This is a genomic window from Pseudoalteromonas sp. K222D (genome assembly GCF_017653575.1).
GTDB classification, from domain to species: Bacteria; Pseudomonadota; Gammaproteobacteria; order Enterobacterales; family Alteromonadaceae; genus Pseudoalteromonas; species Pseudoalteromonas nigrifaciens.
Genome location: NZ_JAGGDL010000038.1, coordinates 18,821 through 32,031, shown reverse-complemented (window position 1 = coordinate 32,031; position 13,211 = coordinate 18,821). Strand labels below are relative to the sequence as shown.

Annotated in this window: 10 protein-coding genes and 1 pseudogene; 6 read left to right on the top strand and 5 right to left on the bottom strand. The window is 39.3% G+C overall.

The features are described from left to right. Positions 1–165 (top strand): annotated as a pseudogene (locus J5X91_RS18140) (transposase); the annotation flags it as partial. Between the two features lie 409 nt (positions 166–574). Here the strand turns inward: J5X91_RS18140 and J5X91_RS15055 are convergent. Continuing rightward, positions 575–1,219: a LysE family translocator gene (locus tag J5X91_RS15055; protein WP_011329693.1), complete on the bottom strand. Its 645-nt coding sequence runs from the start codon at positions 1,217–1,219 to the stop codon at positions 575–577. 104 nt (positions 1,220–1,323) lie between these two features. Here J5X91_RS15055 and J5X91_RS15050 point away from each other — a divergent pair, with 104 nt between their 5' ends. Further along, a complete protein-coding gene (locus J5X91_RS15050; protein ID WP_011329694.1) occupies positions 1,324–1,776 on the top strand; it encodes an Lrp/AsnC family transcriptional regulator in 453 nt (150 codons plus the stop codon). Positions 1,777–1,887: 111 nt separating this feature from the next. Here the strand turns inward: J5X91_RS15050 and J5X91_RS15045 are convergent, their stop codons facing one another. From J5X91_RS15045 to J5X91_RS15030, 4 genes are all read right to left on the bottom strand, one after another. After that, on the bottom strand, positions 1,888–2,547 hold the full coding sequence (locus J5X91_RS15045; protein ID WP_011329695.1) for a class I SAM-dependent methyltransferase: 660 nt from the start codon (positions 2,545–2,547) through the stop codon (positions 1,888–1,890). A 73-nt stretch (positions 2,548–2,620) separates the two neighbouring features. Beyond that, positions 2,621–6,274: an AAA family ATPase gene (locus J5X91_RS15040; RefSeq protein WP_208835149.1), complete on the bottom strand. Its 3,654-nt coding sequence runs from the start codon at positions 6,272–6,274 to the stop codon at positions 2,621–2,623. Continuing rightward, on the bottom strand, positions 6,271–7,518 hold the full coding sequence (locus tag J5X91_RS15035) for an exonuclease SbcCD subunit D C-terminal domain-containing protein (protein ID WP_182684199.1): 1,248 nt from the start codon (positions 7,516–7,518) through the stop codon (positions 6,271–6,273). The genes J5X91_RS15040 and J5X91_RS15035 overlap by 4 nt, the downstream gene beginning before the upstream one ends. Before the next feature lie 92 nt (positions 7,519–7,610). Beyond that, the gene (locus tag J5X91_RS15030; RefSeq protein WP_011329698.1) at positions 7,611–7,853 is read right to left on the bottom strand and encodes a hypothetical protein; all 243 of its coding nucleotides are present in this window, start codon (positions 7,851–7,853) and stop codon (positions 7,611–7,613) included. 471 nt (positions 7,854–8,324) lie between these two features. Here J5X91_RS15030 and J5X91_RS15025 point away from each other — a divergent pair, with 471 nt between their 5' ends. The 4 genes from J5X91_RS15025 to J5X91_RS15010 all read left to right on the top strand — a co-directional run bounded on the left by J5X91_RS15025 (position 8,325) and on the right by J5X91_RS15010 (position 13,168). Then, positions 8,325–10,775, top strand: coding sequence for a M1 family metallopeptidase (locus J5X91_RS15025; RefSeq protein WP_208835148.1), 2,451 nt, complete (start codon positions 8,325–8,327; stop codon positions 10,773–10,775). Next, positions 10,775–11,269 (top strand): DUF6702 family protein, encoded by a 495-nt coding sequence (locus J5X91_RS15020; protein ID WP_058374662.1) that lies wholly within the window; start codon positions 10,775–10,777, stop codon positions 11,267–11,269. Before J5X91_RS15025 ends, J5X91_RS15020 begins: the two co-directional genes overlap by 1 nt. A gap of 430 nt (positions 11,270–11,699) precedes the next feature. Continuing rightward, positions 11,700–12,311: an HAD family hydrolase gene (locus J5X91_RS15015; protein ID WP_011329701.1), complete on the top strand. Its 612-nt coding sequence runs from the start codon at positions 11,700–11,702 to the stop codon at positions 12,309–12,311. Positions 12,312–12,442: 131 nt separating this feature from the next. Then, positions 12,443–13,168, top strand: a complete 726-nt coding sequence (locus tag J5X91_RS15010; protein WP_011329702.1) for a YebC/PmpR family DNA-binding transcriptional regulator — start codon at positions 12,443–12,445, stop codon at positions 13,166–13,168. Positions 13,169–13,211 lie beyond the last annotated feature (43 nt).

Here is a 13,211-nt window from a genome sequence, read left to right as displayed (position 1 = left end):
CAAAGAGTAAACATTACCCCCGAAAACTGGCTAAAACTCACCACACAATTTAGTCGCGTATTTCATGGTGCAGTAGGTCGCCCAGCGTCGCACGAAGGATACTGCGAACACCTAAACAGAAAGCGGCGCGCAAACGTTAGTAATTGCGAAAAGCTACTGGCTTAAAGCGTTACTTCAAAAAGTTACTCGTTATTTCCCTTCACTGTGAAAGCACAGTATTTCGCATGTCTAAAAATGAGTGAAAAGTAGATAAATACAGCGTTATTTGAATAAGCAGAGGGATTTTAAAAATTAAGGATGCTTTTAAGCCTAGCAATGTTTGTTTAGATAAAGACTGAAGGGATTAATAATTAGAGTGGGTGTCAATTTAATTTTTTGGCTTTGAGTGTTAAGTGAGAACTATTTTAAGTTGATATAACAATGATCTGAAGTAATGCTGATATTCGCCCGTCGGGTGGCGCTTCGCTTAACCGACCTACGTTTTTAAATATATTTGAGGGCAAGACAATATTAGTAATAAAAAAGCCTAAGCGGTGTTTAAAGTACTGCTTAGGCTTTATTTTTTATGCGTGTATTACTGTAAGTGTACTAGTAGCTTTTGTGCGCTATCAAACAGCATTAAAGAGCCTAAAATAAATAATATAATGGCAGAAAGTCGACCAAATTTAATCGCAAGTGCCGGGTTATTGCTTAATATTTTTCGGGCGCTAACACCAATAAACCAATATACAAAGCCACAGCCAATTAAATGAATTACGCTTAATACTAACAGCTGCTCGGTGATCGAAAATGAAAAGGTCGGAAATACAAATTGTGGCAATAATGCTAAAAATAGCAGCATTACTTTAGGATTTAACCCGCTAATAATAAAGCCTTTTTTCATCCACTTTAATGGTGTTTCGCCTAATTCACTAGCAGCGCCATTATATACTGCGGGTACTGGCGGGTTTTTATAAAGCGAAACCGCGATCCAAACAACATACAGTGCGCCAAATAAGGTTAAAAATTTCATTAACATCACATGTGAAGCTAAAATAGCACCCAAACCTACCACTACAATCAGCGCGGCAATAAGGTGGCCTAACAAGAGCCCTGAAACTGCCGGAATAATTTTATCTCCCGCAATTCCTGCGCTTATGGTATACGCCCAATCAGCACCAGGGGTAAGTACAAACAATATTGACACCAGCCAAAAAGAAAAAATAACATTAATATCCATCAACAATAACCTAAAATAATTGGGAGCTTATTTTATTGCTTTCTTATGGGGAAAAAATACTATATTTTACCTTATTAAACGCCATTATTAGGAAACAATTGAATATGGATAGCATAGATCGGAAAATTCTTGCTGAGCTGCAAGTTGATGGCCGACTCACTCTTTCAGAACTTGCAGATCGCGTGGGGCTGAGTGTTTCGCCATGTCACCGCCGAGTTAAAGAATTAGAAAAAACCAAAGCAATTGTGGGCTACAGGACGGAGATCTCTCCAGAAAAAGTAGGGCTTAATTTTTCTGCGTTGGTTTTTATTACTATTAAAGAAGGTGATAAAGCATCGTTGGCTAAACTTGAATTAGCAGTTGAAGATATTCCACAAATAACTAATGCGCAGCGTTTGTTTGGTACACCTGATTATTTAATACATGTGGTGACTAGAGATTTAGGCGCGTTTCAAAAATTATACGATGATAAACTATCGGCGCTGCCAGGCGTGCAACGTTTAACCTCAACCATTGTGATGAAAGATATTGTTCGAGCCCGAAACCTGCATTTTTAATTATATACCCCATTAAAAAAGCCCTGCGCTAGGCGGGGCTGTTTAATATTTAAAGCTGAGCTACTAAGTGGTGTAGTTACTAAGTTACTAAGTTAAGCAGTTAAGCAGTTACTAAATTACATAGCCGCTAAAACCTAGCGCTTTAAAGTACAATTTAGGAATAGTGCTAAATCCACACTCATGCAGTAGCTCGCTAAAACGCATGCGATCTAACGGATAAAATTCATTTTCTAGGCTATGACGAATATGAGTTTGTCCGGCCTCACCTAAGCCTAGTTTTGCACAAGTTAAAAGCTGGGCATCACGCTCAAATAAGGTTTCTGGGCGCATTAAATCAGCAATATACAGCGCAGCTTCTTTGTTCAGACTTGCTTTAATGTTTTTAAGAACTTGCTTTTTATCGCCATTATCTTCTACAAACTGTAGCACTAATAAGCATAAGGCTGCATCGGCTTTAGTTTTAAGTTTTTCTAAAGGTCCGCAATGTACAGTTACTCTATCGCTTATTCCTTGCTCAGCAAACTTATCGCTAGCAACACTAAGCATGTCGTTTGAGGTATCTTGTGCGGTAAACTTCCATGTTGGATTAATGCTAGCTAATTCAATTACCTCTTTGCCAGTCCCCGCCCCTACCACTAAAATATGTGCGTTATCTTTTAATGTGGCTTGCAGTTGCGCATTAGTTAGTTGATGCAATAACTCGTAGCCTGGTACTAGTCGCGTAATGCGGCTATCGTATTGTGTTGCTTGATCATCTGTAAATGTTGGCATTATTACTTCCTTTATAGACCCCAAGTTTTTTGGGGATCATAAATACAATGGGTGTTATCAATATAAATTAACCTCACACAATTTCTACGCTAGAATAACCGCCCGGCTTTTTAGCCACATGGACTTGTGTTGCTACGCGCTCACTCATTTCGCTTACATGCGATATAACACCTACTTTTCGCCCTTGTGCTTGTAATGAATCAAGTGCATCCATTGCAACACTGAGCGTTTCGCTGTCTAACGTACCAAACCCTTCGTCAATAAACAAAGAATTGATTTGTACTTTGTTTGACGACAATGAAGCAAGCCCTAAAGCCAGCGCCAAAGAGACTAAAAATGATTCACCACCAGAGAGCGTATTTACAGAGCGTTGCTCATCGGCCATGTCGCGGTCAATAATAGCTATATCTAAAGAGTGCTCAATAGCGGTTAATTCATAGCGTTTATTAAGGGTTTTTAAATGACTATTTGCATAGTGCAGCAGTATTTTTAAAGTTTGCGTTTGCGCTAAATTACGCATGGTTTTACCGGTTGCATCGCCTAATACTTTATTAAGTAAATGCCACTGATCAACTTGCGTTTTAAGCGTAGTTAACTCAGCTTGTTTGCCTTTGAGCGTTTTAGCATTTTGGTTGTGTTGCTCAATAGCGGTATTAGTGGCAAGCAAGCTATTTTGTAGCTCTGTTTGCTGGGTATTTAATACATTTAGCTGCTCAGTTAACTCATCGTGGTTTTTTGAAGGTTTGTCAGTATTTTGATGCTCAGTGTACGATTTTTGTTGCTGTTTAAGCGCCGCATTTGTATCGGTTAGCGTTTGTGATACTTGTTCAAACTGTTTTAAGTGCGCTTTAATTTGCTCGCTACTTAAGGTTAGTAAAATAGTGACCTGTTCGTGTGTTGCATCGCTATGTTGCGCTTTAAAGTCAGTAAACCACTCTAAGTAACGTGCCTCAAGGCTGGTTAGCTCCTGGGCGTGCTCTTGCAAGCGTTGCTCAACATTTTTAAGTGTTATGGCATGCTCGTCACGCTGTTTAATTGCGTTATCGTGCGCTTGTTGGCTGGCATTTAGCTGTGTTTGGCATTGCTCAAGCTGCATGGCTAGTTTGGTTTGATAGTCGCTTGCGCTTATTTGCTCATTATTAAATAAAGCTAATCGCTGGCTTTGCGTAATATTTTGCTGTTGCTGCGCTTTGGCTAAATCGTCATTTAATGCTTTAAGTGCGTGATCACTTTTAGTGATTAATGGCGTTAATTGCTGTAGTTGCTGGTCTGTACTGTTGAGCTGTTTTTGGCTTTGCTCAAGCTGCGTTAGTGTTTGCTGGTATTGCTCAACCTGTTTGTTTAAATCGCTTAGGGTAAGCGATTCACTTTGCAGCTGCTGCCAAAAGTCGCTGTGTTCAAATTGCGCGTTAAGCGCTGCGCTTAGCTCGTTTATTTGTACGCTTAGCTCGTTATGTTTACTGCTTAATTGGTTTAACTGATTAGTTAACTCAACATGCTGGTTTTGTAATTGCTGCTGCGCGTGTTGCTCGGTTTTTAAAGCATTAAGCTGCTGATTTACTTTTTCTTGTAAGGTACGCAGCTGTGTTTGTACTGCAAAATACTGGGCTTTTTGCTCGCTGAGTTGCTTGTAGGTTTCATCAAGTTTCTCGGTTGTTAACTCGTTAAGCTCGGTGCGAGCGTCTTGCATGGTCGTTTTAATTTCTAGCTGCTTAGCCTGTGCAATTTGTATTGCTTGGCCATGTTGCGTTTGCTCGGCCACTAACACAGCATGTTGTGTTTGGTGCTGATGCAGTTGGGTTTGGGCGCTATCGCGTTGCTGTTTTGCATTGTTATACGCTGTTTCAAAATCGGCTATTAAGTTATTTAATTGCTGGTTTTGAGTGCTTGCATAGGGGTGCTCAGTTGCACCGCACACTAAACATGGCTCGTTAGGAGCAAGTTGTGTACGTAAGTGTTCTACATTTTCACTGGCGCGAAGGCGTGCTTGGCTAAGCGTGTATTCGTTGTGCTTAAGCGTTTGCTCGCACGAAGCCAAATTTTGTAATAATGCGTTTTGCGCTTGCTCACTTTGGATAAGTTTTTCTGCAACGCGTGTTTGCTGTTGTGTGCTGTATTTTAGTTCATGATTAAACTGTTTATAGCGCTCGCGTTGATCTTTTAAGTAATCAATATTTTTAAGCTTTGCATCGCACTGTTCAATATTAAATTGGCGTTGCTGCTCATTTAATTGGTTAAGATTTTTTTGCTCACTAGCAAGTAGCTGTTCTTGTGACTCAACCTTTGTATTTTGCGCGGTTAAAAGCGTCGCTTGCTTAGCCTGCTCAGCCACTAATTTTTGGTTTTGATGTGCCGTTGTTTTTAATTGCTCAGTTGCGTTTAAAAACTGATTAAAACTGTGCTGATAGTAATTCCAATCATTGGCTAAAGGTTTTAATTGTGTGTGCGTAGTTAACCACTGCTGATGCTGGGCACTTAATTTTGTAGCTTCATCAAGCACAGATTGGCTTTGCTTAAATTGCTGCTGCAAATCGTTTAATTGTAATTGCTCTTTTTCGCTTTGCTGGGTAAGGCTTGCAATGGTTTGTGCTTGAATAGCTAATTGACTGTCGAGCTCGCGCGCTTTAGCAATAATAGGCTCAGCAGTTTTTTTTTGTTCTTTAGCTGTTTGTAATATCTCTTGGTGCTTACTAAGCGTATTAGCATGCGCAGTAATTATTGCAGTGTGATCTATACTTTTTAAGTCACTTACTTTCGTATTTAACTCAATATTTTGAGCTGTTAAACTTTTAAAGCGACTGCGGTTATCTTTAATTTCAAGTGCGCTTTGTGCTTGTTTAGCTTGCTCACTTTGCTGAGCAATAGCATTAAGCTCGTTTTGCGCTTGTTGCTGGTTTTGCTGTGCTTGTTTAAGTGCTTGCTCAAGCGTATTGGCTTGTTTATACCAATTTAAATTTTGCTCTGTAGTTGTTAAGGTTTTTTTAGTGTGTTCAATTTGCAGTTTTAATTCATTAAGCGAAGTTTGTTTAGCGGCTAATTCATCTTCACTTAGTAATGTGTAACTTGCTAAACTCGCTTGGAGTAATTCAAACTTTTCTTTTAGCTCTTTATTACGCTCAAAAATACGTACACCAATACGGCTAAATTTATCGGTACCGGTTAAGCATTCTAAAAGCTGTGCGCGCTCATCGCCGGTGGCTTTTAAAAACGCGGCAAATTCGTGTTGCGCTAATAACACTGCTCGCGAAAACTGATCAAAGGTTAAGCCTATTTTGGCTTCTATTTGTTTTACTGTTTTACTTTTATCTGATGAAATTAACGTATCATCAGGTAACAAATGAAGCGTATGCTGTGCTGCTTGTAAATTGCCGTCGCTTTTGCCTCGCGAGCGATTAACGCTCCAACACGCTCGGTAACTTTCTTTATCTTGTCCTACAAAGTCTACTTCAGCAAAGCCATTAGACGTTCCTCGCCTAAGTAAATTACGCGCGTCATTAAGCCTAATACTGTCGCCTTGAAACTCTACCTTATTGCCTCTATCGCCACCTAACCTTGCGGTTTTAGCATATAAAGCTAAGCAAATAGCATCTAAAATAGTGCTTTTACCTGCGCCGGTATCGCCGGTAATTGCAAATAATCCGGCGTCTTTTAGCGGGGCTGCTAAAAAGTCTATTTCGGCATCAACAATAGAAGCTAAGTTATGAATACGCACTGCGGTTATTTTCATAGTTGCTGTTGCTCCTCTAGTTCGTTAATAACATCGTTTAATAGATTTTTTAGTGCGTCGGGTACGCTTTCACCGTGCATATCTTTGTCGTTTGCAAATGCTTGTTCTAATAAATTAAGTGGGTTGAGCATTTCAACTTCACTTAAATCTTCAAATACTGCGCCGCCTTCATTGTTAGCTGCTTGTTCGCGCACGCGCTCTATGCCACAAAAACGAATATGTTTACCCTCAAGAGCTTGTTCTATTTGTTCTCTGAAGGTGGTGTCGGTATCGCTAGATTTAAGTTTTACCCGTAAATATGGTGCTATTGTATTGGCTGTGGTGTCGAGGGCTTTAATTTCCTCGCATAGCTCAGCTAGTGGTACGCACTCCCCTTTCGGTAAAACTATTACATCGGCTAAACGAGGAATGTAAAGGGGGTTTACAGTTACACTAATTTGCTGTTTTTCATCGCTATTAAATTCAACTACATTTACTTGGTGGCTGTAATTTCGCTCTGAAAACGACATAGGAATTGGCGTACCGCTGTATCTAATGCATTCATTTTTAGCAACTTGCTGCGCTTTATGTAAATGCCCCAGCGCAACGTAGTGTGCTTGTTTACCAAATACGTTGGCAGATATGGCTTCTTCGCCGCCTATTACTAAGTTGCGCTCAGAGTCACTCGATATATCGCCGCCTTTAGCATGAAGGTGCCCCATAACAATTAACGGGGTATTTTCACTTTGTAAAGTAGCTGCATGCTCAAGGGCAAGTTCATATGCCTTTTTAACGCCTTGGGCATAGCTAGGGCCGCTTTTGGTTTGGCTGAGTGTAGTTACATCGCTTGCGCGCAAAAATGGCATGGCAACGATTACAGCGCGTTTTTTGTTAGTGTTAATAGTGATTACGGTATCAGCCGCTGCTGTTGCCTCAAAACGCCCTACAACATGGGTATCAAATTGAGCGAGTAACGGTTGCGCGGCTAAAATACGATTTGCAGAGTCGTGGTTCCCAGCAATAATTACTACATGTAAATTAGGGCACTGCTTTTTGGCATCTTTAATAAATTGATAGAGTTGATTCTCGGCGCTAGCACTGGGGGTTGCAGTATGATAAATATCGCCAGCAACGAGCAGTAAATCTATTTGTTGCTCAACGAGAGTGGCTAACAGCCAAGTGAAAAAAGCAAGGTGTTCATGACGACGGTCATATTCATAAAATTGTTGGCCAAGGTGCCAATCAGAAGTGTGCAGAACTTTCATGTAGCGCTCTTAAAAAATCGTAAGAGCGCCAATATACCCAAGGCAGTTAAAGATGCAACCTTATAGGCTCATCTTGCTAGGGTGAATGGGCTTTAGCTAGCTCCTAAGCTAAACCAACCAACATAAATAAGAGGCAAGGCTAAAAGTGCCATAAATAACGGCAGTTTAATTGCTTTGGCTTTTTTAGCTTGTAACGCTTTCAATGCATTTTTTTCGTTACAAGCGGCCACTTTGTCAATATACAAATAACCTGAGTTTAAATACTGCTTACAGTTTTGCGCGTCTGCTGGAATAGCAATTAGTTTTTGCTGCTTTTTTAGAACATAAAAATCCATACACCACCACACTTTTCAACACTAAAATATTAATAAACATATTTGAAAATAATTATATTAAATTACCCTCAAATGAAAAAAGTGGGCGATTCTAAGTACAAATGGATACAAAGATCAACCTTAAACTTCACTATTGGCGGTTTCTCATACAAAGGGATTAACTTTTTTGCTAAATAATTACATTTGGCTACCTTTGAAGCCAAAATACAGAGGGAGATTTAGTAGCTGTAAGCCGTTATTTTTAGCTGATATTTGGCAATTATTTTTATTTAAAACGACAAACTGTAAAGCCCCTTTACAGTTTTATTATTTTAATTCACGTTTAATTAATTTTATCTAAAAGAATAATGCGCTTTAATTGTAAAAAAATAGTGAAAACTAGCCTGAAAAAGTCGCACTTTATCGTTATTTTATTGAAGAAAAACGATAATTTTGTCAAAGTGCGCACACTAAAATCTAACAGGTTTAATAATGAAAAAAATAATTTATACGCTAAGTGCGGTTATATTGCCAATAGCAATGTCGAGCACTGTTTTAGCGTCTGCTATTGAGCAAACCAAAGGCAGCTATATCGATAAGTTTCGTCAACTAGACGAAGCATTGCCAACACCAAATGTTTATAGAAGTGCTGCCGGAGAACCTGGCGAAAATTATTGGCAGCAACGCGTTAATTACGATATTGACGTACAATTAGACGAAAAAAAGCGCCGTATAAGCGGTAGCCAAAAAATAGAATATAAAAACAATTCACCACACACATTAAAGTACTTATGGTTACAGTTAGATCAAAACGTTTTTAAAAATGATTCAATTGCAGAAACCACTCAAACGTTTAAAAGTACTTTAACAAGTTTACCAGCCGATAAACCCGCCAAGTTAAGTTTAGGCGACCTTCGTCGTCAACAGTTTATGAGTGACAACGAGCTTGGCTATACAATTAGCAATGTAAAAGATGACAATGGCAACGAGTTACGTGTAACCGTGGTTGATACCTTAATGCGCATTGACCTAAATAAGCCGTTAAAGCCAGGTAAAGAAGCCGAATTTAGCATGAACTTTGCGTTTAACTTAGTTGAAGAAGATGCAGTAGGCGCACGCTCGGGCTATGAGCACTTTGAAAAAGATGGTAACGATATATTTTTAGTGGCGCAGTGGTTTCCGCGTTTAGCTGCTTATACTGATTACGAAGCTTGGACTAATAAAACATTTTTAGGTGGCGGCGAATTTACCTTAGAGTTTGGTGATTACGATGTTGAAATTACCGTACCTAGCGATCATATCGTGTCGGCAACGGGTAAGCTTAATAACGCAAGTAGCGTATTAACGAGCACGCAACGCAAACGTTTAAAGCAAGCCGAAAATGCTAAACGCCCTGTGTTTATTGTTAGTGAAGAAGAAGCGCTCGATAACGAAAAATCCAGTACAGATAAAACTAAAACTTGGCACTTTAAAGCTAATAACGTACGCGACTTTGCTTGGGCGTCGTCACGCAAATTTATGTGGGATGCTAAAGGCTATCAGCAAGGCGGTGATGAACAGCCATTGGTTATGGCTATGTCATTTTACCCTAAAGAAGGGGGCGATTTATGGAAAAAATATTCAACCGAAGCTGTTATTCACACTATGGAAGTGTATTCAAAGTATTCATTTGATTACCCATACCCAACCGCGCAGTCAGTAAATGGCCCTGTTGGTGGTATGGAATACCCAATGATCACCTTTAATGGCCCGCGCACTAAGCTGCAAGATGATGGAACTCGTACTTACTCTCAAGCAGAAAAGCGATTTTTACTCGGTGTAGTGATCCACGAAGTGGGCCATATTTACTTTCCGATGATAGTAAACTCAGATGAGCGCCAATGGACTTGGATGGATGAAGGTTTAAATAGCTTTTTAGACGGTGTTGCAGGGCGAGAGTGGGATCCAAGCATTCCATGGGGTGTTGAGCCGCGCGATATAGTGGCGTATATGAAGTCAGAAATTCAAGTGCCTATAATGACCCAGTCAGACAGCGTATTGCGTTTAGGCCCTAACGCGTACACTAAACCCGCTGCTGCACTTAATATTTTACGTGAAGTTATTTTAGGCCGAGAGCTGTTTGATTTTGCGTTTAAAGAATACGCCCAGCGCTGGAAGTATAAGCGCCCTACCCCTGCTGATTTTTTTCGTACTATGGAAGAAGCTTCGGGTGTTGATTTAGATTGGTTTTGGCGTGGTTGGTTTTTTACCACAGATCACGTAGATATTGCTTTAGATAAGGTATATCAACTGCGTTTAGACACTAAAAACCCTGATATTGATTTTAGTCGCCTACGCGATATTGAAGCAAATAAGCCAACTTCGCTGTTTGTAGAGCATAACCGCGCACAAGGTAAAAAAACCTGGGTAGAAGAAAATCCCGATGTTACCGACTTTTATGACGAAAACGACCGTTTTACCGTTACTAATAAAGAACGCAACGCGTACAACAAGTTTTTAAAGGGCTTAGAGCCGTGGGAGCGTAAAACGCTTGAGCGTGCAATAAAAGAAGACCAAAACTACTACGTAATGGAGTTTTCTAACGTAGGCGGCTTAGTAATGCCTATTTTATTAGAGCTGACTTTTGAAGATGGCAGCAAAGAAGAGCGTTATATTGCGGCCGAAATTTGGCGTCGTAATTATAAAAAGGTGCAAAAACTAATAGTGACAGACAAAAATAAATCGCTGGTGTCGGTTACTATCGATCCGCGCTGGGAAACGGCTGACGTAGATATTGAAAATAATAACTACCCGCGTCGTATTATTCCATCACGCATAGAAGTATTTAAAAAAGAAAAGAGCAAAGCAAAAGTAAGCCGCGATATTATGCAAGATATTAAAACCGAGCTTAAAAAAGACGAACCTAAAGGCGACGAAAATAACAGCAGTGAGGAGCAACAATAATGCGCATATTGCTAATTATTGTTAGTTTATTAATTGCTGCGCCTAGTATGGCGCATCAATTAAAGTCGTCTGTTACTACTGTGCTTTTTAATAAACGTACTAATAATATTGAGCTAATGCATCGTTTTTATTTGCACGATACTGAGCATGCTGTGGCGCACTTATTTAAAGGTAAGGTTGATATTATTAGCAATAAAATAGATCAACAACGCTTTGCTAAGTATGTAGAGTCGCATGTTGCGCTACAAACGTTAAACGGTGAACCACTGCCGCTTAACTTTGTAGGAGCACAAGTTGATGGCAAGTTTTTTTGGGTTTACCAAGAAGCGCCAATTCCGGTAAAAATTGCAGGAATTAAAATGAGTAACGGTGCACTGCGCGACTTATGGCCTTCGCAAGTTAATATGGTTAACGTTGAAGGACAAGGAAAAATAAAAACCTTAAACTTTACTCAAGACGATACTTGGCTTGAAGCAAGGTTTGAGCAACAATAATCCTACAAACTACGCGCACAGTCACTGTGCGCGTTTTTGTTATTTTCATTCCCGTTTTTCTGATCGACTTAATACTAAATTACGTTAATATACCTTGTATATTAGTGTGCTTTTTAGCAAGCTAGGTAACCTGAACTTTGGATAATAAATCTATCTCAAGCAGCTACTTTCAGCGCTAACTGCGTTGAATTTACTTGCAATAGGCCAGCTATTGACGCGTAAATTCGCCTTGTTTTCACTGAAAATCTCTGGCTAGAGAAAATAAATTTAAATATAACTATGATTTAGTATGTTAGTAAATCTCTTAACCAGAGGTCAGGTTAGGTATATAAATTTTGTTATTCATCAGTGATTTAGTTTTATAAACGATGAAGTTATTTTTATATAGGGTTTAATTCAATGGGTATTAAATACAAGGAAGGATATATAAATGCAGATTGAAGCGATTAAAGGTGTGATTTTTGATTTAGATGGCACTTTAGTGTCATCAGAATTAGATTTTTCATTAATTAAAGCGCAAATAGGGTGCCCGTGTGAGCAAGACTTACTCGATTATATTGCCCAATTGCCTTCAGCATATATGCGCGAAGAGGCAATGAATATTGTACATCAGCATGAGTTACTCGACGCTCAACATGCCAAAATGCTACCCGGTGTGAGTGAGGCTGTAAATGCCCTTAAAGCTAAAAACATTCCAATGGCGATAGTTACACGCAATTTTGACAAAGCGGCCGCTATTAAGTTACAAAATAATCCACTGCCAATAGAAATAGTACTTACCCGAAGTGACGCGCCAGCAAAACCCGATCCGAGTGCATTAAATAATATTGCTACCTTGTGGAATATGAGCCCAAGTAATTTATTGTATGTGGGCGATTTTTTATATGATATTCAGGCAGCGCATAATGCCAATATGCGTGCATGTTTATACGCCCCCGATGTTACTCCTAGTTATGCTAGCCAGGCCGATTATGTATTACATGATTTTACGCAGTTAGTTACTTTAATTGACAATTACGCACAAAAAGTTGTGTTATGTTAAATAGCGCTTTGTTTATTTTTTTATGTAATTAGTGTGGTGTTATAAACGTTATATATTAACGTGGTGCTAGCCCAATACGTTTTGAATTGGTAAAATGTCGACAAGTTTAACGTATTCATTAGAGGTACATGATGGGCAGAGCATTTGAAGTTCGTAAAAGTTCGATGGCTAAAACGGCTAACGCAAAAACTAAAGTAAATTCAAAATACGGCAAAGAAATTTACGTTGCAGCTAAAAACGGCGAACCTGACCCAGATGTAAACCAAACTTTGCGCCGCTTAATCGAAAAGGCAAAAAAAGATCAAGTGCCTGCGCATGTTATCGAAAAAGCAATTGAAAAAGCCGCCGGTGGAGCAGGGGAGGATTACTCAACTGCACGTTACGAAGGTTATGGCCCTGGAAATTGTATGGTTATTGTTGACTGTTTAACCGATAACCCAAATCGTACTATTAAAGATGTACGTTTGCCTTTTACTAAAACAGATTCAAAAATTGGTACACCGGGTTGTGTAGCGCATATGTTTGATCATTTTGCTGTGCTTGGTTTTTCAGGCGATGACGACGAAGTTGTGTTAGAAGCACTAATGATGGCTGACGTTGATGTAACCGATGTTGAAGTAGAAGACGGTAAAGTATCGGTGTTTGCCCCACATACAGAATACTTTAAAGCTAAAACAGCCCTTGAAGAGGCGTTTGAAGGCATTAATTTTGAAGTAGACGAAATTACTTTTGTCCCGCAAGTGCATATTGAAATTACAGATGAAGAAGTAATTGCTAACTTTGATAAGTTCATCACTATGCTTGAGGATTGTGATGACGTACAAAATATTTATCACAACGCAATCATCAAAAACTAATTAAAGCTGTATATTAAAGCGGTAATAATTTTAGAAAAAGCGT

Bases quoted from the DNA above. Each gene is read 5' to 3' on its own strand.
- J5X91_RS15045 (WP_011329695.1), bottom strand. From the start codon at position 2,547: ATGCCAACATTTACAGATGATCAAGCAACACAATACGATAGCCGCATT.
- J5X91_RS15010 (WP_011329702.1), top strand. From the start codon at position 12,443: ATGGGCAGAGCATTTGAAGTTCGTAAAAGTTCGATGGCTAAAACGGCT.
- J5X91_RS15015 (WP_011329701.1), top strand. From the start codon at position 11,700: ATGCAGATTGAAGCGATTAAAGGTGTGATTTTTGATTTAGATGGCACT.
- J5X91_RS15035 (WP_182684199.1), bottom strand. From the start codon at position 7,518: ATGAAAGTTCTGCACACTTCTGATTGGCACCTTGGCCAACAATTTTAT.
- J5X91_RS15020 (WP_058374662.1), top strand. From the start codon at position 10,775: ATGCGCATATTGCTAATTATTGTTAGTTTATTAATTGCTGCGCCTAGT.
- J5X91_RS15030 (WP_011329698.1), bottom strand. From the start codon at position 7,853: ATGGATTTTTATGTTCTAAAAAAGCAGCAAAAACTAATTGCTATTCCA.
- J5X91_RS15050 (WP_011329694.1), top strand. From the start codon at position 1,324: ATGGATAGCATAGATCGGAAAATTCTTGCTGAGCTGCAAGTTGATGGC.
- J5X91_RS15055 (WP_011329693.1), bottom strand. From the start codon at position 1,219: ATGGATATTAATGTTATTTTTTCTTTTTGGCTGGTGTCAATATTGTTT.
- J5X91_RS15040 (WP_208835149.1), bottom strand. From the start codon at position 6,274: ATGAAAATAACCGCAGTGCGTATTCATAACTTAGCTTCTATTGTTGAT.
- J5X91_RS15025 (WP_208835148.1), top strand. From the start codon at position 8,325: ATGAAAAAAATAATTTATACGCTAAGTGCGGTTATATTGCCAATAGCA.